21 protein-coding genes and 1 pseudogene are annotated in these 20,122 nt (G+C 67.3%); 14 read left to right on the forward strand and 8 right to left on the reverse strand.

Going from position 1 to position 20,122, the window contains the following annotated elements:
* The first annotated feature begins 76 nt into the window (after positions 1 to 76).
* Positions 77 to 1,156, forward strand: coding sequence for an adenylate/guanylate cyclase domain-containing protein (locus ACFQE0_RS15005; RefSeq protein WP_378971000.1), 1,080 nt, complete (start codon positions 77 to 79; stop codon positions 1,154 to 1,156).
* A gap of 29 nt (positions 1,157 to 1,185) precedes the next feature.
* On the opposite strand, the gene ACFQE0_RS15010 is transcribed toward ACFQE0_RS15005, so the two are convergent.
* From ACFQE0_RS15010 to ACFQE0_RS15040, 7 genes are all read right to left on the reverse strand, one after another.
* Positions 1,186 to 1,437: a BrnA antitoxin family protein gene (locus ACFQE0_RS15010; RefSeq protein ID WP_378971002.1), complete on the reverse strand. Its 252-nt coding sequence runs from the start codon at positions 1,435 to 1,437 to the stop codon at positions 1,186 to 1,188.
* A gap of 8 nt (positions 1,438 to 1,445) precedes the next feature.
* Complete coding sequence (locus ACFQE0_RS15015; RefSeq protein ID WP_378971004.1) at positions 1,446 to 1,772, reverse strand: hypothetical protein; 327 nt, start codon at positions 1,770 to 1,772, stop codon at positions 1,446 to 1,448.
* Between the two features lie 211 nt (positions 1,773 to 1,983).
* Entirely contained in the window at positions 1,984 to 2,982 is a 999-nt protein-coding gene (tolA, locus tag ACFQE0_RS15020) for a cell envelope integrity protein TolA (protein ID WP_378971006.1), read from the reverse strand.
* 8 nt (positions 2,983 to 2,990) lie between these two features.
* Complete coding sequence (tolR, locus tag ACFQE0_RS15025) at positions 2,991 to 3,461, reverse strand: protein TolR (RefSeq protein WP_378971008.1); 471 nt, start codon at positions 3,459 to 3,461, stop codon at positions 2,991 to 2,993.
* A 42-nt stretch (positions 3,462 to 3,503) separates the two neighbouring features.
* Positions 3,504 to 4,193 (reverse strand): MotA/TolQ/ExbB proton channel family protein, encoded by a 690-nt coding sequence (locus ACFQE0_RS15030; protein WP_378971010.1) that lies wholly within the window; start codon positions 4,191 to 4,193, stop codon positions 3,504 to 3,506.
* Positions 4,194 to 4,319: 126 nt separating this feature from the next.
* Positions 4,320 to 4,781, reverse strand: coding sequence for a Tat pathway signal protein (locus tag ACFQE0_RS15035; RefSeq protein WP_378971012.1), 462 nt, complete (start codon positions 4,779 to 4,781; stop codon positions 4,320 to 4,322).
* 35 nt (positions 4,782 to 4,816) lie between these two features.
* A complete protein-coding gene (locus ACFQE0_RS15040; RefSeq protein WP_378971013.1) occupies positions 4,817 to 5,299 on the reverse strand; it encodes a hypothetical protein in 483 nt (160 codons plus the stop codon).
* A gap of 394 nt (positions 5,300 to 5,693) precedes the next feature.
* Here ACFQE0_RS15040 and ACFQE0_RS15045 point away from each other — a divergent pair, with 394 nt between their 5' ends.
* Positions 5,694 to 6,122 (forward strand): Hsp20 family protein, encoded by a 429-nt coding sequence (locus ACFQE0_RS15045; protein WP_378971015.1) that lies wholly within the window; start codon positions 5,694 to 5,696, stop codon positions 6,120 to 6,122.
* A 106-nt stretch (positions 6,123 to 6,228) separates the two neighbouring features.
* Complete coding sequence (locus ACFQE0_RS15050) at positions 6,229 to 6,513, forward strand: BQ00720 family protein (protein ID WP_378971017.1); 285 nt, start codon at positions 6,229 to 6,231, stop codon at positions 6,511 to 6,513.
* A 2-nt stretch (positions 6,514 to 6,515) separates the two neighbouring features.
* Here ACFQE0_RS15050 and ACFQE0_RS15055 read toward each other — a convergent pair whose 3' ends face one another.
* A complete protein-coding gene (locus ACFQE0_RS15055; protein ID WP_378971019.1) occupies positions 6,516 to 7,280 on the reverse strand; it encodes an alpha/beta fold hydrolase in 765 nt (254 codons plus the stop codon).
* A gap of 92 nt (positions 7,281 to 7,372) precedes the next feature.
* On the opposite strand from ACFQE0_RS15055, the gene ACFQE0_RS15060 reads away from it, so the two are divergent.
* From ACFQE0_RS15060 to ACFQE0_RS15110, 11 genes and pseudogenes are all read left to right on the forward strand, one after another.
* On the forward strand, positions 7,373 to 8,671 hold the full coding sequence (locus tag ACFQE0_RS15060) for a glycosyltransferase family 4 protein (protein ID WP_378971021.1): 1,299 nt from the start codon (positions 7,373 to 7,375) through the stop codon (positions 8,669 to 8,671).
* 251 nt (positions 8,672 to 8,922) lie between these two features.
* Complete coding sequence (infC, locus tag ACFQE0_RS15065; protein WP_243929520.1) at positions 8,923 to 9,444, forward strand: translation initiation factor IF-3; 522 nt, start codon at positions 8,923 to 8,925, stop codon at positions 9,442 to 9,444.
* Positions 9,445 to 9,518: 74 nt separating this feature from the next.
* Positions 9,519 to 10,298: a HesA/MoeB/ThiF family protein gene (locus tag ACFQE0_RS15070; protein ID WP_378971023.1), complete on the forward strand. Its 780-nt coding sequence runs from the start codon at positions 9,519 to 9,521 to the stop codon at positions 10,296 to 10,298.
* Positions 10,299 to 10,302: 4 nt separating this feature from the next.
* Complete coding sequence (locus ACFQE0_RS15075) at positions 10,303 to 11,022, forward strand: cytochrome c biogenesis CcdA family protein (RefSeq protein ID WP_378971025.1); 720 nt, start codon at positions 10,303 to 10,305, stop codon at positions 11,020 to 11,022.
* A gap of 249 nt (positions 11,023 to 11,271) precedes the next feature.
* Positions 11,272 to 11,526: a hypothetical protein gene (locus ACFQE0_RS15080; RefSeq protein ID WP_378971027.1), complete on the forward strand. Its 255-nt coding sequence runs from the start codon at positions 11,272 to 11,274 to the stop codon at positions 11,524 to 11,526.
* A 42-nt stretch (positions 11,527 to 11,568) separates the two neighbouring features.
* Positions 11,569 to 12,318, forward strand: coding sequence for a COG3904 family protein (locus tag ACFQE0_RS15085; protein ID WP_378971029.1), 750 nt, complete (start codon positions 11,569 to 11,571; stop codon positions 12,316 to 12,318).
* Between the two features lie 152 nt (positions 12,319 to 12,470).
* Positions 12,471 to 13,957 (forward strand): annotated as a pseudogene (locus ACFQE0_RS15090) (HWE histidine kinase domain-containing protein).
* Between the two features lie 66 nt (positions 13,958 to 14,023).
* Complete coding sequence (locus tag ACFQE0_RS15095) at positions 14,024 to 14,629, forward strand: SOUL family heme-binding protein (protein ID WP_378971031.1); 606 nt, start codon at positions 14,024 to 14,026, stop codon at positions 14,627 to 14,629.
* A gap of 221 nt (positions 14,630 to 14,850) precedes the next feature.
* Positions 14,851 to 16,266, forward strand: coding sequence for a TadE/TadG family type IV pilus assembly protein (locus tag ACFQE0_RS15100; RefSeq protein WP_378975488.1), 1,416 nt, complete (start codon positions 14,851 to 14,853; stop codon positions 16,264 to 16,266).
* Between the two features lie 37 nt (positions 16,267 to 16,303).
* The gene (locus ACFQE0_RS15105) at positions 16,304 to 17,338 is read left to right on the forward strand and encodes an HD-GYP domain-containing protein (RefSeq protein WP_378971033.1); all 1,035 of its coding nucleotides are present in this window, start codon (positions 16,304 to 16,306) and stop codon (positions 17,336 to 17,338) included.
* 56 nt (positions 17,339 to 17,394) lie between these two features.
* Positions 17,395 to 20,079, forward strand: coding sequence for an ATP-binding protein (locus ACFQE0_RS15110; RefSeq protein WP_378971035.1), 2,685 nt, complete (start codon positions 17,395 to 17,397; stop codon positions 20,077 to 20,079).
* The last annotated feature ends 43 nt before the right edge of the window (positions 20,080 to 20,122 follow it).

Below are 20,122 nucleotides of genomic sequence, written 5' to 3' on the forward strand. Positions count from 1 at the left end.
CTACGCGCATCCGTAGACTTTTGGCTAGGGTCGAAGCCGTGTCCTCTGCGCTCGACGCAAATCGCGAGGTGCGCTGATGCTGCCGCCTCACCGCTGGTTCTGGGTGCTGATCGTCCTTGCGGCGGGCGCAGCCGGGCTCCTCTACAATTTCATCTTCGCAGCGGGCGCCTCGCCGCTCGCCGGGCTCACCTATGGTCTGTGCATGGGCGTGGCCGTGCTCGCCTTCGACCGGGGGCTGATCCTGGCCGGATTGCAGGCCCGGATTCGCCGCTGGCCCGCCTGGGCCTACGTCCCGGCAGCGGAGGCGGCCTACGTCTTGATGATCGCGGCGGGCTGTGCCCTCGGCGGGGCGGTCGTCTGGGCGCTCGGGCTCACGACGGACGACCTCTCAACAGCGACGAGGCTGACGCCGCGGGTGCTCGCCTATTCGCTTGGCGTCTCCGCGATGCTCGTCTTCGTCATCCGCATGCGCGACCTCATCGGCGGCGAGGTCTTCGTGAACTTCATGATCGGTCGCTACCACCGCCCCGTGGAGGAGGAGCGAATCTTCCTCTTTCTCGACGTGGTCGGGTCCACCGCCTTCGCGGAAGCCCATGGCGATCTCCGAGCGCAAGAATATCTCGGCGCCGTCTTCGCGGCGCTCGCGGAGCCGGTGCGGCGGCACAGCGGATCGGTGGACGATTACATCGGCGACCTCGCCATGATCACGTGGCCGATGGACCGCGGCTTGGCCGACGCCAAATGCGTCTCTTGCCTCTTTGCCGTCCTCGACCGGATCGAGGCCGATGCCGAGGCTTGGAAGGTGCGGTTTGGCACGGTGCCGCGCCTGCGCGCCGCTTTGCATGGCGGCCCGGTGGTGACGGCGGAAGTCGGGGTCGACCGGCACAAGATCGCGTATTTCGGCGATGCCGTGAATGTCACGTCGCGGATCGAGGCTCTGTGCCGCCCCCTCGGCGTCGGAATCCTGATCTCGCAGGATCTGCTGGATAGGCTCGGCAGCCTCCCTGCCGATATTCGCGCCCGGTCGTTGGGCTCCCACGCCCTGCGTGGACGCGGCGCGCCGCAGGCGGTCTCGACGTTGGAGCGCGGCCCAGCCGTCGCCGAAGCAGCCAACAATACGAGCGCGGCGCCACTCAAGGTCGCCCGCGCTCGCTGAGACGGTATGGCCTGTAGGGAAGGGTGGCCTCAGCCCTCGCGGGCGATGATGCCCTTCAGAGCGGTGTTGATACGATCCTGCCAGCCGGGACCGTCCTTCTGGAAATGCTCCAACACAGCGCTGTCGAGGCGCAGGCTCACCATCTCGCGCACGCCCGGCGCCGCAGCGGGTGCCGCTGGCGCAGGGGCGGCGGCGGCCGGCTTGGTGGTCGCCTTGCGGAAAGCCGCCTCGGCCGCCGCGCGGGCGTCGGTCGGGCGGCGGCGGTCGCGGCTCTCCACCATGGCGGGTCTCAGTCCTTCTTGGCCGACTTGCGCGCAGCGGTCTTCCGGGCGCGATCCTTGGCCGCCTTTGCTTCGTCGGCCTCCTTCTTGGCGGTCGCGGCGGTCTGGGCGTCGGCCGCCTCCTTGGCCAGCCGCAGGGCGCGAAGGCGCTTCGTGCGCTCATCGACAGCCACCTGGGAGGCCAGATGCTCGGCCATGGCCTGGGCGCCTTCGCGAGCCATGCGCTCGGCCCGTTCCGCACGCTCGGCCTTGTTCTCGGCCTTTACACGCGCCTCGGTCTCCGCCGCCCGGATCTCTTCCGCCTCGTCGAGGTCGGTTTCGATGTCGTCGCTCATTGTGTCCCTTTCGTCCCGCTCAAGGGGTGCAAGCCGCATCGAGGCTGGCGCGGCTATCAGGGCGGGCCCGGCCGGTTTGAGGAGGGCAGAGGGATGGCCGGATGGTCCGCCTCTACAAAACCGCCGGGTGACGGCCCTTTCGAGACGGAATGTTAAAGCCTTTAGCATGCCGGCACGGGGTCTGGCGAATCCGCCAAGCCCCGAAGACTGCTCAACGCACGCGGTAATTCAGTGGGATGGTGACGGAAAGGCTCGGCTGCGTCACCCCGGCGGGGGCCGCCGGAAGACTTCCGCGCACCGCCGCGAGGGCTGCACTATCGATCTGGCCGACACCGCTCGACCGGGCGAGCCCAGCTGCCGTCACGGAGCCCGACCGCATCACGGTGAAGCGCACCACCGCGGTGCCACCCGCCGTGCCAGAGGCCGCGCCGGGATTCATGCGGCTATGGATCGCGGCGCTGATTGCCCCGGTCCACTGACGCATGGCGCTTGGGTCGCTGCCCGCGGCGGCGCGCCCCTGCGAACTCTGCCTCGAAGCGGCGGCGGAATCGCGGGTGTCGCCCTGGCGCTCCTGAGCCGCCTTGGTGCGGGATTCGCGGGCGGCCTTGGCCTTCGCCTCCTTGGCCTCGCGGATCTCTTCGAGCCGCTCACGGCGCTCCTCTTCCTTGCGCTTCTCCTCGCGCGCCTTGCGCAGCTTGGCCTCCTTCTCGGCCTTGAGCTTGGCGAGATCGACCTTGGGCTTCTCGGGCTCGACCGGCTTGGCGATCTGCTCCGGAGGCGCGGCAAGCGGCTCGGCCTGCTCGGCGGTCGAGGTGACGACCTGATCCTGCGGCTCGATGGGCTTCGCCTCGACGGCCTCGACCGGCTTCGTCTCCTCCGGCGGGATCGGCTTCTCCTCCGGCGGCGCCTGCACCATCTCGGTGGGCGGGGGCGGCTGGGTCGCCTCCTCGACGGGCTCCTCGACCGGTTTGGCCTCGGGCGGTGCGGCGGCCATGGCTGCCTGTTCCGCCGGAGCCTGGGTCGGCGCCTCGGTCATCACGGGGGCGAGGTCGATCGTCACCTGTTGCTCGCCGGGAGGCGCCGGGGGCGTCAACCGCATGAACATCATCCCCACCAGGGCGAGAGCATGCAGGCCGATGGCCACGAGGAAGGCGGCGACCAACCCAGTCGGGCGGCGCGGAGGCAGGGACGTCGAGGTCAGCGAAGTCATCGGCTCGATCAGGGAGCGGTCTTGGCAGCGGGGGCGGGCGCGGCGCCGCCGGGCGATTGGGCGATGAGCGATACCTTGGAGAAGCCCGCCTGCCCGACGAGGCCCATCACTTCCATCACCTTGCCGTAGGGCACATCACGGTCGCCACGCACCAGCATCACCTGGTCCTTGTTCTCGGCGGCCATCTCGCGCAGGCGCGGCACGATGCTGTCCATCGTGAACACCTCCTTGGCGATGGAGGGATTGCCGTCCTTGTCGACGGTGATTTCCAGCGGCTTCTTGGCTTGAGCGACTTTCTGCGCACTCGTCTTGGGCAGTTGCACCGGCACGCCGGTCGTCATCAGTGGCGCAGCGACCATGAAGATGATCAGCAGCACCAGCATCACGTCGACCATGGGCGTGACGTTGATGTCGGCCATCGGCGCCGCGTCGAGGCCGTCCTCGTCGTCGCCGCCCGCCTTGATCGATCCCATTGCCATCGGCTGTCCTCCAAGCTTCCGTCGCGCTGCCGCTCAGTCGGCCTATTCGGCCGCGGCGCGGTGCTGGCCCGCCCGGTCACGGGCGAGGCGGTTGCCGAGGATGGAAATGCTGGAGGTGAAGGAGCTCTGGATGCTGCCTGCGTCACCCGTCAGTTTGTTGTAGGCCATCACCGCCGGAATCGCGACGACGAGGCCGATGGCGGTGGCGAACAGGGCTTCCGCAATGCCCGGCGCCACGACGGCGAGCGAAGTGTCCTGGCTGCGGGCGATGGACGAGAACGAGTTCATGATGCCCCAGACCGTGCCGAACAGGCCGACGAACGGCGCTGTCGAACCCGAGGTGGCGAGCAGCGAAAGGCCCGTGCGCAGGCGCTTCATCTCGAGGCCGAGCGCAACGCGCATGGCCCGCTCGATCCGCTCCCGGCGTTCGGCACGGGTCTCGGTCGAGTCCTGATCTCGCCACGCCTCGATCGCCGCCGACACCACCTGCCCGGCGACGCCCTTCAAGGTCTGATCGAGCGCCCCGCCGGAGCGGACCATGGTGTCGAATGCCTTAGCCTGACGCCGCGCCGCCGCGAGCCGCACGATCTTCTCGAACACCACCGTCCAGCAGGCGATGGAGGCGACGATGAGAAGGATCATCACGCCCTTCACGATCGGGTCAGCCTGCAGGAACAGGCCGAGGAACGAGAAATCGTGGGCTTCGATCGGGGCGGCCTGGGTCGGATCCATGTCGGGCTCCTCACGTCGGGTGATTGCGACCGGCCCTGCGACCCACATCTGCGTGCGCCATCAAAGCCGACTGCGCCCGAGCGGAAGCCGCCCGGACGCCGGGGTGATCGTGTCAGTCCGGCCGCGCTAGCGGTCGAACGAGATTCCGGCCTTGCTCTCGGTCTCGGTCCGAGCGAGGCAAGTTTCGCGTGCGCCCTCGCCGCCGTCGCAGGCGAGCACGTCGTTGAGGAGGATGCGCCCCACCTTCCCGCAGGCGATGCCGGGGAAGTCAAAAATCTTGACGCTGGTCTTATTCGAAGCGATCGGTGCAAGTTCCACGGCCACGCGCTTTTGAGCGACGCCGTCCGTGTCGAAGGCGAAGAGATCGACCTTGAAGGTCTTCATCGCCGGACCCTTGCTGTTGTCGACCACCATGGTGATCCGGCACGCATCGCCCGCGCTCTCAGTCTTGTTCAGCTGAAGCTTCACCGGCGCGGCTTTTTCGGCCCCTGCTTCCTGGGCGATCGCCGGACCGACGAGAGCCATCGCAACGAAGCCCGAGACGAGCGCCGCGCCGATGCGGCTGGACGAGAAACTCCGGTCAATCACAGTCGAAAGGTCCTCTTGCTCAGATCCGGCCCGCCTCAATGGAGGACGTTAGACCGGGGATAGGCGGGTGAGAGGCGGGTGGCCGCCGCGTCGATGGTCCCGGCGGCGGCGCGGACGGCGGCCGTCAGGCGCGGCGCCTCTCGACCGGCGAGGGCAGCGGCGTCCTGCGCCACTTCGTCCCAAGCGCCGCGACGGCCGCGCCCGATCAGGGCGACGAGCGCGCATTCATGGCCGGTCAGACGGCAGCAGCTCGCGGGCATGAACGACCAGTCGCCATCGCGCTCGATCCGCAGAGCGCGCACGATGCCGACCATGCCGGCCACGAAGCGGCCCCCCTCGTGCGAGCCGAGCAATTCCTCGGCACCGTTGAAGGCGGCATCCCAGCAGGCGACATCCCCGGTCATGTAGCCCGCCGCCACGAAGCGAGCGACGGACAGTGCCAGAATCTCGGCCTCGTCGCGGCAGGCCTCGGAGACCCGGCGCATCGGATTGCCGGAAGGCGGGATCGACGGTTGCAATCGCACCTCCTGCGGAAGAGCGGCCGGGATGGCGCCGCGTTGCGGTTCGGGAGGTATCGGGAACAGCCCGGCGCATCAAGGGCCGGAGCAAAAATCAGAGCGGTTCCAAACTGTTAGCGGGATCATTCGGCAACCGGCCGATTTCGTCCCGCGAATTCCTCAAGTGCCGCTGGCCCTTGCGCAGGATTCCCGCCTTTCGTGCGGAGACAGAAAACGGCGACTGGGCGATCCCTTGATGGGCCGGAACCGCTCGGCCATATCTCGACTGTCCCGGCGGGCCCGCCGGGCGGAGTGCTGCCTTGCGCGGGCTCCGTGGCGCCGGAGCGCTCATTGGCTTGCCGGGCGCGGGACGCCCGCAGGTCTGAGGCTTCGCATTGAGGGAACACGTCCCGCGATGTCACGACCGTCGCCCTTCGGGCACCCCTTCCTGCTCGGCTTCGATGAGATCGAACAGGCCCTCGACCGGGTGTCGAAGGCTGCGGGCGATGGATATCCCCCCTACAACATCGAGCGGTTGGCCCGCACGGAACAGGAGCCGGAGCGGCTGCGCATCACCCTGGCCGTGGCGGGCTTCACCCGTGGCCAGCTCGACGTGATGCTGGAGGAGAATCAGCTCGTCGTGCGCGGTCGCCAGGTGGACGACCGGGAGCGCCACTTCCTCCATCGCGGCATCGCGGCTCGCCAGTTCCAGAGGGTCTTCCTCCTGGCCGACGGGATGGAGGTGCTGGGCGCCGACCTCTCGAACGGCCTGCTCTCCATCGATCTCGTACGGCCGGAGCCGGAGCGTGTCGTGCGGCGGATCGACATCCTCGCCCGCGACTGATCGCGGGGGAGATTGATCGCATCGGGGGCCGTCACCACATCGGGATTGTACCCCCCGGTCGCCATCTGGGGCCGGGACCGACGCTCTGCCTCGAAGGAGGGCATCCATGTCCGAACTGAACGCTGCACCTTTGACCCCCGCCGATCTCGACGCTTCGGCTTTTCAGCCGGCGGATCTCGCCGTCCTCGGCGAAGGGCACATCGCCTATGTCCGCCCGATCCGGTCCGAGGAAGTCCGTCGCTTCTTCCCGCAGGCGCCGGCCCTGACTCCCGGGCTCGACCTGTTCGCTCTGCTCTCCGCGAGCGGCGCGCCGATCATGCTCGCCGACTCCCGTGAGACCGTGCTGGCTAACGCCCTCGCGCAGGATTTGCACACGGTCAGCCTGCACTGATTCTAGGCGATCCCGGCCACCGCCGACACCAGCCGCTCGATATCCTGCGGCCTGGACAGGCGGTGGTCGCCATCCGCGATGAAGGTCAGCACCGTGCCCTCGGCCGGAAGCCGCTCCATCAGCCGGAACGCGTGAGAGGAAGGGACATCCGGATCGCGCCCTCCCTGAAGGATGTGCACCGGACAGCCCGGCTCGACCGGGCCGTCGAGCATCAAGTTGTTCCGGCCGTCCTCGATCAGCCCCATGGTGAAGACGGTTGGGCGCGGATCGTACTCGCTCGGCACGCTGATGCCGCCCTTCGCCTGCATCGCGCTTCTTTGGCCTTCGTCCATTGAGGCCCAGAGAAGCTCCTCGGTGAAATCGAGGGCCGGAGCGATCAGCACCAGACCCGCGGTCCTCTTGCCCTGACGCGCCCGCTCCCGCGCTGCGAGACAGGCGATCCAGCCACCCATCGACGAGCCGACCAAAACCGGCGCCTCGTCGGCATGGGCCGCAATCACCGCGCGGGCATCGTCCAGCCAGGACGAGATCACGTAATCCTCGAAGCGCCCGCCGGAGATGCCGTGCCCGGCATAGTCGAAGCGCACGAAGCGCCGACCGGCCTTTTCCGCCCAGGAATCGATGGCGCCTGCCTTCGTGGCGTTCATGTCCGATCGAAATCCGCCGAGCCACACGACCGGGGGACCGGCGCCGTCGCGAACCCGCACGGCGATATCGCGCGCGGGGCCATGGCCCTCGACAGTCATGGTGAAGCTGGATTCAGCCATTGCGGGTTCCTTGGCGAATTGGATGTGAAACGAACGGTTGAGCTTCAGAGTCCGTTTACGGGACCGTAAAGCGCAACCGCCATGCTGCGCCGATGGGGACAGGTTCTTACGTGGATACGTGGCAGCGAACAGCCGCCTTCGGGCGGCTTCTCACGGGAGGACCGGCATTGACCGAGGAGGCGAGGGCGACGCCGAGCTTTCCCTTGGGCGAGGGCCGCCTTGCCGGGGCGACCGTGCTTCAGATCATCCCCGACCTCGACGCGGGCGGCGCCGAGCGGACGACGGTCGATGTCGCCGCCGGGCTCGCTGCGGCGGGGGCTCGTGCGCTCGTCGCGACCGAGGGCGGGCGCCTCGTTGGAGAGTTGCAGGCCAAGGGCGGCCATTGGTTACGCTTCCCGGCCGCCGCGAAGAACCCGCTGCGGATGGCGGTCAACACCCTGCGCCTGGCGGCCCTGTGCCGTCGCGAGGGGGTGAACCTCATTCACGCCCGCTCTCGCGCTCCGGCCTGGGTGGCGCTCGGCGCCGCGCGGCGCCTCGGCATCCCCTTCGTCACCACCTATCACGGCAGCTATTCCGGCCGCACCGGCGTGAAGGTTCTGTACAATTCCGTGATGGCGCGGGGCGATGTGGTAATCGCCAATTCTCGCTACACGGCTCAGCTCATTCAGCAATTGCATCCGGCCGAGGCGGGGGACCGCCTGCGGGTGATCTATCGTGGCACGGATCTCGGCGCCTTCAACCCGCACGCGGTGGGGCCCGGCCGGGTCGAGGCCCTCCGCCGCGCCTGGGGCGTGGAGCCGCATCACCGCGTGGTTCTGCTGGCCGCCCGGCTGACCGCCTGGAAGGGCCATCGCTGCCTGATCGAGGCAGCGGCGCTGATGCGCCAGCAGGGCGTGCAGGATCTTGCGATCGTGCTGGCGGGCGATCCGCAGGGACGCACCAGCTACGAGCGGGAGATCGACGCCCTCGTCGCCGCGCGCGGGCTCGACGGCATCGTGCGAAGGGTCGGCCATTGCACGGATATGCCCGCCGCCTTCCGCGCGGCTTCGGTGGTGGCGGTGCCGTCGATCGAGCCCGAGGCGTTCGGCCGGTCGGCAGTCGAGGCGCAGGCTCTCGGCACGCCCGTGGTCGTCTCGGATCTCGGTGCCGTGCCGGAAACGGTTCTCGCCCCGCCCGACGTCCCCACGGGCCAACGGACCGGCTGGCGTGTCCCTGCAGGCGACGCCGCCGCGCTCGCCGCCTCGCTCACTGAGGCTTTGTCGCTCGGTGCCAGTGCCCGCGACGCCCTGGCGCGCCGCTGCCGGGCCCATGTGGAAGCCAACTTCTCGCTGGAGCGGATGGTCGGCGATACGTTAGGCGTCTACGCCGAATTGCTTGACCGGAACGGCTGAAGCCACACCTTGCGGCGAGCCCGCCGCGGCTACACATCAAGGTCAAGGTGGAACCGATCGGCGTTTCGCGCGCTGACCGGTGAGCCAATTCGTCACGCAACCCCGTTGACACTTGGTGCGCTTGCGTCAAGGTGTCTTTTCCGGGAAAGACCGGAACGGCTGGCGGTCAGGGGATTCCGGGAGGGATTCAGCTCGGCCGCCGTTTGTCGTTGAAGCAGGAGACCACAGCCATTCGTAGACCGATGAGAGCCATGCCGGCCCCGCAGAAGGATGGGCCGCGCGCCAACCGCGACATCCGCGGGGTGCGAGACGTGCAATTGATCGACGATACCGGGCAGAACCGTGGCGTCGTGCCCTTCTTCGACGCGCTGGCCCTGGCTGAGGAAGCCGGCCTCGATCTCGTGGAGATTGCGCCGAACTCCGTCCCGCCGGTCTGCAAGCTGCTCGATTATGGGCGCTTCCGCTTCAACGAACAGAAGAAGCAGAACGAGGCTCGCAAGCGGCAGAAGACGGTCGAGGTGAAGGAGATCAAGCTCCGCCCCGGTATCGACAAGCACGACTACGACACCAAGATGAAGTCGGTGCAGCGCTTCTTCGAGGAAGGCGACAAGGTCAAGGTCACTCTGCGCTTCCGCGGCCGTGAGATGGCGCACCAGGACCTGGGCCTGAAGCTCCTCGAGCGCGTGAAGCATGAAACCGCCGAGATCGCGAAGGTGGAAAGCGAGCCGATGCTCGAAGGCCGCCAGATGATTATGATCCTCGCGCCGCGCTGATCGCGTCGCCTCATCGTGCATGGCGCGCCGTCCCCCGGACGGCGCGTAATCTTTAGAGCCTCGATTCGAGCTCAATGGCTTTAGACAGCGACGAGATCGAACGGTACGCGCGCCATCTCGTTCTCGCCGAAATCGGCGGTCCGGGGCAGGCGAAGCTGAAGGCGGCGCGGATCCTCGTGGTCGGCGCCGGAGGCCTCGGCGCGCCCCTCATCCAATATCTCGCAGCGGCAGGCATCGGCACGATCGGCATTGCCGATGACGACACCGTGTCCCTTTCGAATCTGCAACGGCAGGTGATCCACGGCACGCCCGATATCGGTCGGCCGAAGATCGAGAGCGCCGCTGAGGCCGTGGTCCGCCTCAATCCCCATGTCCGCGTCGAGGGGCATTCCCTACGGCTCAACCCCGACAACGCCGCCGACCTGATCGCGCAATACGACGTGATCGCCGACGGCTCGGACAATTTCAGCACGCGCTACTGCGTCTCGGATGCCTGCTTCCACGTTCGCCGCCCCCTCGTGACGGCGGCGCTCGGCCGGTTCGATGGCACGCTCACGACGATCCGCGCCCATGAGAAGGGTGCAGACGGACGCCCGAACCCGACCTATCGCTGCCTCTTTCCGAGCCCGCCCCCGCCCGGCACGGTGCCACCCTGCGCGGAGGCCGGCGTGCTTGGTGCCTTGGCCGGGGTCATGGGCTCGCTGATGGCGATGGAGGTGATCCGCGCCGTGGCGGGCTTCGGCGAACCCCTCGTCGGGCGGCTGCTCATGGTCGATGCCCGCTCCATGCGCTTCGAGACGCTCCATTACGGCTGGGACCCGGACAATTCCCTCAGCGGCACGCCGCAGGCCTGACGCGATGATCGCGTCCCTCGGCCTCGCCTTCCTTGCGGGGCTCCTGTCGATCCTCTCGCCCTGCGTGCTTCCGCTCCTGCCGCTCGTGCTCGGCGCGGCGGCTTCCGAACACCGCCTCGGCCCGGCGGCCCTGGCGAGCGGGCTCGCCGTCTCCTTCGTCGCCATCGGTCTCTTCGTCGCCACGATCGGCTTCGCCATTGGGCTCGATGCGGGGATCTTCCGCATCGTCGCGGCGATGATGCTGATTCTGATCGGCCTCGTACTCATGATCCCAGCCGCGCAGACGCGGTTCTCCGTCGCCGCGAGCCCGATTGGCGACTGGGCGGAGCGTCGCTTCGGCGGCTTCTCCACGGCCGGCCTCGCTGGCCAGTTCGGGGTGGGGCTGCTGCTTGGGGCAGTGTGGAGTCCCTGCGTCGGGCCGACCTTGGGAGCGGCATCGCTCCTCGCCTCTCAGGGGCAGAACCTCGGCGCGGTGGCGCTGACCATGCTGGTCTTCGGCTTCGGCGCGGCGCTGCCGCTGCTTCTGCTCGGGTCGCTGTCACGTGAAGTGCTGATGCGCTGGCGCGACCGGATGATGGGGCTCGGCAAGGGTTTGAAGGCGGCGCTCGGCCTCGTCCTCGTGATGACGGGGATGATGATCGCCACCGGCCTCGACAAGAAGGTCGAAGCGGTCCTGGTCGAGGCCTCGCCGGACTGGCTGACGACGCTCACCACGCGGTTCTGAAGCGCCGCCCGACGCTTATGCTCCGTTTTGCGGTGCGGGCGAACGAACTTCTCTCGCCGCCACCGTGCATTTGGCAGCACTTTCTCAGCCGTTATCGCTACTCTTCATGGGTCGACAGGTAGTCGAACCCAGAGGAGGCAACGATGACCCGTTTCGAGATGACCATGGCCAAACTCTCGTGTTGTGCCTGCATGCATTCGCAGAAGGAGAACCGTATTTCGCAGCATTACCGACACGAGAGCCACCATCATGCCGTCTCATGACTTCGCCCCGCAACTGACCTTCGACCCCGGCGTGCTTCTGCCGGAGGCTATTCACACACATCCGCGCTTCGAGCGCGCCGCCCTCGCCAACGCCTTCGAGGACGGCCTGATGCCCGATGAGGTCTCGCGCATCCTCGCAGGCCGCCGGGTCGCCGAGGCTTTCCCGGTGCGATGGGGTGAGAGCCCCGAGAGCTATGCCTCCCGCGCCGTCTCGGAGATGTTCGTCTCCTACCTTCAGTAGGCCCCGCTTCGGCCTCTCCCGCCCGCTGAGGGACACTTTCCCATGTCTATCCTTTCTCTCGGCCGGGCTCGCCCGGCTCGGGTGGCTGCGCTCGGCCTCGCACTCACGCTCGCCGCCCTCGTACCCACGAACAGCCTCCATCTCGCGCCGCCCGAAACGCAGCGTCTTGCCCTTGCCGTGCCACCGCCGGCGAGCACTCTCGCGCCTGAGGATCGCGAAGTGCCGGCGCGCCTCGACCTCGCCCCCGGCGGTCGGGAGTTGCGGCTGAGTGGTGACCTGACCGAAGGCGTCGCCGTACGGCTTGCGGCCTTTCTGTCATCGCATCCGGAGGTCGAAAGCCTTCACCTCGACAGCGATGGCGGGCTCGTGGAGGAAGCCATCGACATCGGACGGCTGGTTCGAAAGCGCCACCTGTCCACGCATGTCGCGGATGCCTGTGCCTCGGCCTGCACGTTGATCTTCTTGCAAGGGCGTAGGCGAACCCTGGGGCCGGAGGGCCGCCTCGGCTTCCATGCGCCCTACGAGATCGGGCCGGATGGCCGCAAGCTCGCGGTCGATCCAGCTCCCGAGCGAGCCGCGTACCAAGCCGCCGGCCTCCCACGCGCCTTCGTGGAGCGCGTCATGCGCGTGGCCCCCGCCGACATCTGGATTCCGGACCCAGGACAATTGCGCGCAGCCGGAATCCTCACCGCTTCCAAGCCGAGACTGGAAGGGCAGCCCGGAATGCAAATCGCTAGCTCTTTCCCAAGACATCGCAGCGGTGCAGCGACAAGGATTGCGGTAATGAAGTAAAACCGTATCGCGACGCCCCCGCACCCGTTCGGTCCGATCCACCGCATCGTGCTCACGGAGAGCTTGCGCGCAACCTAACCGTTCCGCGATAAGGCCACGCTAGACCGGCGGTGACGTGCAACGGCCGGTAGTCGCGTGAAGGGCGGCGGAGTTTGACGAACCACCCGGATCGTAGCCGTTTCGAAACGGAGTTCGCCCGTAGCGATGCGAGTTCGGACCCGTTCGTCTCGGCTGTCCGTGCCACGCGCATGCCGATGGTGATCACCGATCCGCACCAGCCGGACAACCCGATCGTCTTCGTCAACGACGCCTTCTCGCGTCTCACCGGGTACAGCCGGGGGAGATCGTCGGCCGGAATTGCCGGTTCCTCCAGGGGCCGGAGACCGATCAGGGCGACGTGGCCCGGATTCGCGAAGCGATCGCACAGCGCGTGCCGATCGAGATCGATCTGCTGAATCATAAGAAGGACGGCGAACTCTTCTGGAACCGCCTTCTCATTTCGCCGGTCTTCGGCCGGGACGGCGAGTTGACCTATTTCTTCGCCTCGCAATTCGACGTGACCCTGGAGCGAGACAAGCTTGCCCGCATCCAGCGTGACCGCGACGCCCTGGAACAGGAGGTCGAGCGGCGCACGAAAGAGTTGACGCGGAGCGAGGAACGGCTCCGCTTCATCCTGGAGGCAGGTCGCCTTGGCTCTTGGACTCTGGAGATCGACGGGCTGAAGCTCATCGCGTCCGAGGGATGCAAACTGAACTTTGGCCGCGATCCGGCAAAGCCCTTCCCGTACGAGGAATTGCTGGCAGCCATCCTGCCCGAAGATCGGACGAGGATGCAGGCGGCCGTGGAGGCGTCGCTCGAAGGGCAAGCCGATTACGACATCGAATACCGGATTCGCTGGCCGAACGGAGAGGTGCGCTGGGTGCAAATCCGCGGTCAGGTCTCCCATGCGGAGGATGGCACGCCGGTCAGCATGGCTGGTATCTCCATCGACATCACGGATCGCAAGCGCGCCGAAGAGCACCGAACGCTGCTCGCCGACGAGTTGAACCATCGGGTGAAGAACTCGATGGCGACGATGCAGTCGATCGCGCACCAGACGCTCCGCAATGCCGGGTCGCTGGAGGATGCGCAGACGACCCTCGACGCGCGGCTGCGCTCGCTCTCCCTCGCGCATGACGTGCTGACGCGGGTCAGCTGGGTCGGCGCGCCGCTGAACGAGATCGTGGACGCGGCGCTGCGCCCCTTCCTGGGCGGTGCCGAACAACGCTTCCATGTTGAGGGACCGGAAGTGTGGCTGCCACCACGCCTGACCCTCGCTCTTTCCATGGCACTGCACGAACTCGCCACCAACGCCGTCAAGTACGGCGCCCTGTCAGTGGATCGCGGCAGTGTCACTTTGCGCTGGCAGGTCGAGGGCACCGATCCGGCACAGCTGAAGCTGCGCTGGGCGGAGGTCGATGGGCCGCCCGTGACGGCCCCCGCCCGCAGCGGGTTCGGCTCGCGCCTCATCGAGCGGGCTTTGGCCGCCGAGATCGGCGGCACGGCAAAGATCGACTATGCCGTGGACGGTGTCGTCTTCACCCTGGAAGCCCCGCTGCCGGAGCAGGTTACCCCGGTCGCCGGGACGCAGCCCGGCTGAAGCACAGCCAGGACAAGGCCGAAGGCAACCCTACATCCTCGCCCGTTGCCGCAGGATGGTACGGCCATGGACAAGTTCCTCTACTACGCGCTCACCCTGCTCGAATCCGTGCTCGGCATCTTCGGTGTGCGGGCCCTGTACGAGCAGCCGCGCTACACCGTGGTCGAGCGGCTCAATCGGGGCGTCGAGATCCGAGCCTATGAGGGGCGGCTCGCGGTCGAGACCGATGCGAGAGGGCAGGGGGATAGCGAGGCTTTCGGCCGCCTGTTTCGTTACATCACGGGCGCCAACCGCACGGGCGGACGCATCGCGATGACGGCGCCCGTCGAGGCGAGCGGCCAGCGCATCGCCATGACCGTACCGGTGGAGCAGGGTGCGCCGGGGACGATGCGCTTCTTCCTGCCGCGTGAAGTCGCCGAAGCGGGGACTCCCGAGCCGACGGAGCCGGGCGTTCGCATCGTACAGGTCCCCGCGGAGAAAATCGCCGCGTTGCGCTTCAGCGGCACCGCCTCGCCGCAGGTCAGGGCCGAGCAGGAACGTATTCTTGTCGACGTTTTGAACGCCTCTCATCACAAGTTGTGCTGTGCACCGTTCTTCCTCGGCTACGACCCGCCTTTCGCAATCCCGTTCCTCCGCCGCAACGAAGTTGCAGGCCGCCTCACTTCATCTTGAAGTTGTATTCCGGTGGTGCCCGGAGGTTTTGGCGCCCTTCAAAGTCATGCACGCTTCGGGATCGGGAAACCATTCAGTGGCGCAAGGCGGCGATGCACGCAATGCTGTGGAGATAGCTCAAAGAACTGTTTGCAACCTCGTTTCTGGCGCCTGCAATTAACGAGCGCACCATACTTCCATGAAAAGACGAGACCGGGATTCCGAACCGGATCGCAGGGATGATGGGCGTGGCTGAGGGTGTGAGGGGCGTATTGCCGGGCCTTGTCCGGCGAGCACGCGCATACGCCGACGCCTTCGCGAGCGAGCGGCGCGGCGGCGTCGCTTTGATCTTCGGCCTGTCGCTTCCGGTGCTTCTCGGCCTCGTCGGTGGAGGCATCGACTACGCCACGCTCGTCGCGCGGCGATCTCAATTGCAGAATGCCGTGGATACGGGTGTGCTGGCGGGCGGCAACGCGCTCAAGCTCGCCTCATCCAGTGACGCCTCGGTCAAGGGCGTCGTCGAGCAGATGGTCGTCACCAACGCGCGGACACCGCCCGATCGCCAATTGGCGATCGCCGTCGAGGTGGGGGGCGACAGGACCAGCGTCTTCGCCAGGGCCGTCGATAGCGTACCGCTGTCCTTCGGCCGCTTCATCGGCCTCGGGACGCAGAGTGTCGCGGCCCAGGCGAAGGTGAGCATCGTAGGCAAGATGCGCCTGTGCATGCTTACCCTCGATCCGATGGCGCCGGGCGTGTTCAATCTGCAAAAGAATGCTCAGGTCACCGCGCAGGGCTGCTCGCTCTATTCTGATTCCGTGAACACGGCCGGGATGGTCGGCGGCGACAACTCGATGGCGCGGGCCGAGACGATCTGCTCGGCGGGCGGCTATCTCGGCGTGCGCGCGAATTTCTCACCGACGCCGCAGACGAGTTGCCCGCCCATCGCCGATCCGCTCAAGGACCGGCCGGCGCCATCGTCCGGTTCATGCCCGTCTTCTACCCTGGCGAACCTGTTGACACCGCTTCTCGGCGGGATGCGCATCGTCTCGAACACGACCCTGGAACCGGGCACCTATTGCGGCGGCATCTACGTGATGGGCAACGCGCACGTCACGCTGAAGCCGGGCATCTACGTCATCAAGGAGGGGCCGCTTCTCGTGACCAATTCGGCCACGTTCAGCGGCACGGATGTCGGCTTCTATTTCAGCGGCAACAATACCGGCCTGCTTTTCAACAAAGGCAGCACCATCAGCCTGACGGCGCCGACCACGGGTGTGATGGCCGGGCTTCTGATGATGGAGGATACCCAGGTCGGCAGCATCCTTGATCCGGCGATCCTTCTGAACGCCCTTCTGCCGATCAGCCCCGTCTCGCTGACGCCTCCGCCACTCGGCAGCACGACGCCGATGCGCAGCTATCGGATCATCAGTGACAATGCTCGCACAATGCTCGGCACGATATACCTGCCGGCGGGCCGCTTGGTGATCGATGCGAGTCGGCCGGTGTCGGACCAGTCGGCCTACACCGTCGTGGTGGCCCGGCAGGTCAATCTCTACGAGGGACCGAACCTGTATCTGAACGCCAATTACGAGGGGACCAGCGTACCCGTGCCGAAGGGTGTTGGCCCCCTCAGCGGCAGGGTGGTGCTGTCGCAATGATGCTGTCTTACGCGGCCGGACTGACGGGAGGCTCGTGGTGCTCGCGCTGATTCTCGACGACGCCGAGATGAATAACCTGCTGATGGTGCAGGCGCTGAAGCCGGTCGCGGATTGCGAGCCCGTGACCTTCACCTGCCCGGAAAAGGGCATCGCCTATCTGCGCGAGAACGCCGACAAAATCGGCGTGGTGATCACCGATTACGACATGCCGAAGCTCACCGGCATCGACGTCATCACGGCCGCGCGGGCGGTGCCAGGCTTCGCCCATGTGCCGATCGTCATGGTCACGAGCCTCGACCAGCGCAGCCTGCGCCATCAGGCGCTGCGGGCCGGCGCGACCGACTTCCTCGGCAAGCCCTGCGATCCGATCGAGATCCAGGCCCGCATCACCAATCTGATGAAGATCAGCGCGGCTCATCGCCAGGAACAGGACCGCGCCGCTTGGCTCGCCCGTGAGGTGGCGAAGGCGGTCGCCGTGATCGAATCCCGTGAGCAGGAGATCATCGCCCTGCTCATGCGCGCCGCCGAACATCGCGACACCGATACCGGCGATCATATCGCCCGCGTCTCGTCCTATGTCGGGGTGATCGCACGCAACCTCGGCTTCGATCCCGATCGGCTGCGGACGCTGAAGCTCGCCTCCACCATGCACGATGTCGGCAAGATCGGCGTGCCCGATTCTATTCTGCTCAAGCAGGGCCCGCTCTCCGTCGAGGAGCGGGAGGAGATGCAGAAGCACGCCGAGCGCGGGCGCAGGATCCTCGAAGGCAGCAAGTCGGATCTCGTGAAGCTCGCCGCCGAGATCGCCGAGAGCCACCACGAACGCTGGGATGGCACCGGCTACCCGCGCGGCCTGAAGGGCGAGGAGATCCCGCTCTCCGGCCGCATCGTCGCGGTGGCGGACGTCTTCGATGCCCTCGTGTCCGAGCGCCCCTACAAGAAGGCTTGGCCGCTGGAGAGGGCGCGCGCCTTCTTGTCCGAGCAATCGGGCCAGCATTTCGATCCGCGCTGCGTCACGGCCTTCCTCGAAGGGTGGGACGACGTCGAAAAGACTTGGGCGCAGGCTGCCTAGACCCAACGCCCCCGGGCGATACCACCTCACGAGACGGGACCGGGCGGATGCAGAGCATGAAGAGGAGGTGGCTGAAGCCGGGGCGCTCCATCGCCGGGCGCATCGCCCTCGTCGTCACGGCGGCCGTTACGGCGGCCCTGGTCCTCACCTCAATCCTGTCGGTCTGGAACGAACTCGACCGGATCGGTGACGAGCAGCAAGCGGCCCTGACCACCATGGCGGAGGTCTTCGCCGCCGGCAGCGCCCGTGCCGCCCTGGAGAACGACGCCGCCGCCGCGAACGCGACCCTGCGCGCCATCGGTGGGCGGCAGGGCATCGTCTACGGAGCGATCGAGCGGCCGGACGGCTCGGTGCTGGGCGAGCAGGGCCTTGGTCTGCGACTGAGTTCGGACACGGCACTCGACGGCCATGACCTCTCTTTGATGAGCCTGTTCGGCACGCGCACCCTGAAGGTCGAGGCGCCGATCAAGGAGAATGGCGCCGTCATCGGCCGCGTGATCCTCATCAACGAATCCCAATACATCTCGGACAGGGTCAAGGAAGCGGCGAAGAACACTTTGCTGGTCGCCCTGCTCGCCGTGGCGATCGGCATCGGCGTGTCCCTCCAGATGCAGCGCAGCGTCACGCGGCCGCTGGCCCAGCTGGCCGGAACCATGGATGCGGTGCGCCTGCGCCACGACTACACCCGCCGCGCACCCATCTCGGCGGATGACGAGGTCGGGCGCCTCGCCCGCACCTTCAACGATTTGCTCTCGGCGGTGAACGAGCGCGATGATCGCCTCGCCGCCCACAGCGCTCATCTCGAACAGGAAGTCCGTGCCCGCACGGCGGACCTGAGCGAAGCCAAGCAGGTGGCTGAGAGCGCCAACGCCGCGAAATCGACCTTCCTCGCGACGATGAGCCACGAGATCCGCACGCCCATGAACGGAGTGCTGGTAATGGCCGAACTCCTCGCGAGTTCGGACCTGCCCGCCCGCCAGCGCCGTTACGCCGACGTCATCGCGCGTTCCGGCAAATCGCTACTCGCGATCATCAACGACATCCTCGACTTCGCAAAGGTCGAGGCCGGCAAGCTCGAATTGGAGCGCGTGCCGGTGAGCCCGTCCGAGGTGGCCGATACGGTGGTGACGCTGTTCGCCGAAAGGGCCCGCAGCGCCGGGCTCGACCTCGCGGCGAGCGTCGCACCGGATGTGCCCCGGGCCATTCTCGGCGATCCGGTTCGGCTCGGGCAGGTGGCGAGCAACTTCGTCTCGAACGCGCTGAAATTCACCGCTCAGGGGCATGTCGCCCTGCGCCTCGACATCGATCCCGCCGACGGTTTCCTCGTGCTCGCCGTCACCGACACGGGCATCGGCATTCCGCAGGACAAGCTCGCGACCATCTTCTCGGCCTTCTCGCAGGCCGATCAATCGACCACCCGCCGCTTCGGCGGCACGGGGCTCGGCCTCTCCATCGCACAGCGCATCGTCGAGACGATGGGCGGCAGCGTTGGCGTCACCAGCGAGGTCGGAGTCGGATCGACCTTCTTCGCCCGCATACCCGTCGACGCGGCAGAGGCATCCGCGGAGATCGAGCGTCGCCCCGATGTGCCGATGAACATCGTCGTCCAGGCGGGCGGCTCCGCGACGCGGGCGGTTCTCATGGCGAGCCTGAAGTCCGCGGGTTTCGCCCCGAGCGAGGTGGAAGGGCAGGGACCGGCCCACTGGTTTCTCGACGCGCAAGCCCTCGTCGCCCAGGGTAGGCGGCCAGAAGGTGCGGAGCGTATCCTGGTCCTCGGACAGCCGGGGGAGGGCGCGGCCGACGATGCCCTGCGGCAAGGTCTCGCCGACGAGATCCTGCGCTGGCCAGTCACCCAGGCGGAGTGGCAGCCCGCTCTCTCCGCCCTGGCGGAAGGCCGCGCCTTCGCGATGCCGGGGACGCGCATCGCTCAAGCCGATGCTCTCCCTCGCTTCCCCGGAATGCGGGTGCTGGTGGCCGATGACAGCGCCGTCAATCGCGAGGTCGCCCTGGAAGCCCTATCCCGCTGCGGCGTGACCGATGTGGTGGCCGTCGAGGACGGCGCCGCCGCCGTCGCAGCCGTGGGAGCGCAGATTTTCGATCTCGTGCTCATGGATGGCAGCATGCCGGTGATGGATGGCTTCACCGCCGCCCGCACCATCCGCGAACAGGAATCCGCCTGGGGCAGCCGCCGCACGCCGATCATCGCCCTGACGGCCCATGTGCTTGCCGATGCTGCCGATGCCGTCGAGGCGGCGCAGATGGACGGGATTCTTGCCAAGCCCTTCACACTGAAACAGCTCGCAGCCCTGCTCGAACGCTATGCCGAGGGAGCGAACGCAGACTCGGGCATCGTCGTCGCACCGCTTCAGACGCGGGCGGTGCCGGAGGGGCTACTGGACGAAGAGGTTCTCGAAAGCCTGCTCAGCCTCGGGGATGGCGAATTCCTCACCCGTATCGTCGACCTCTACCGCAGCCAAGCGCCCGTTGCGCTCGTGGCTCTGCGTGAGGCGGTGGCCGTCCTGGACCAGCAGGCCATCGCGCGGGCAGCGCACAGCCTGAAATCCATGAGCGCGAACATCGGCGCGTCTGTTCTGGTGGAGCAGTTGAAGACCATCGAGATGGCCGGACGCGAGGGCAGCTATGCCGGAACACCGGGCGATTGTGACGCCCTGGATAAGCTGCTCACCGCGACCATCCTACTCCTCGACCAGCGGACGGAGAGGAGCCGGGCCGCTGCCTGAGGTGCAGCATGGCTTCGTCCCCCAGCCGCCGCGAGATCGCCGC

This window comes from Methylobacterium komagatae, from assembly GCF_042661665.1.
GTDB lineage: Bacteria > Pseudomonadota > Alphaproteobacteria > Rhizobiales > Beijerinckiaceae > Methylobacterium > Methylobacterium komagatae.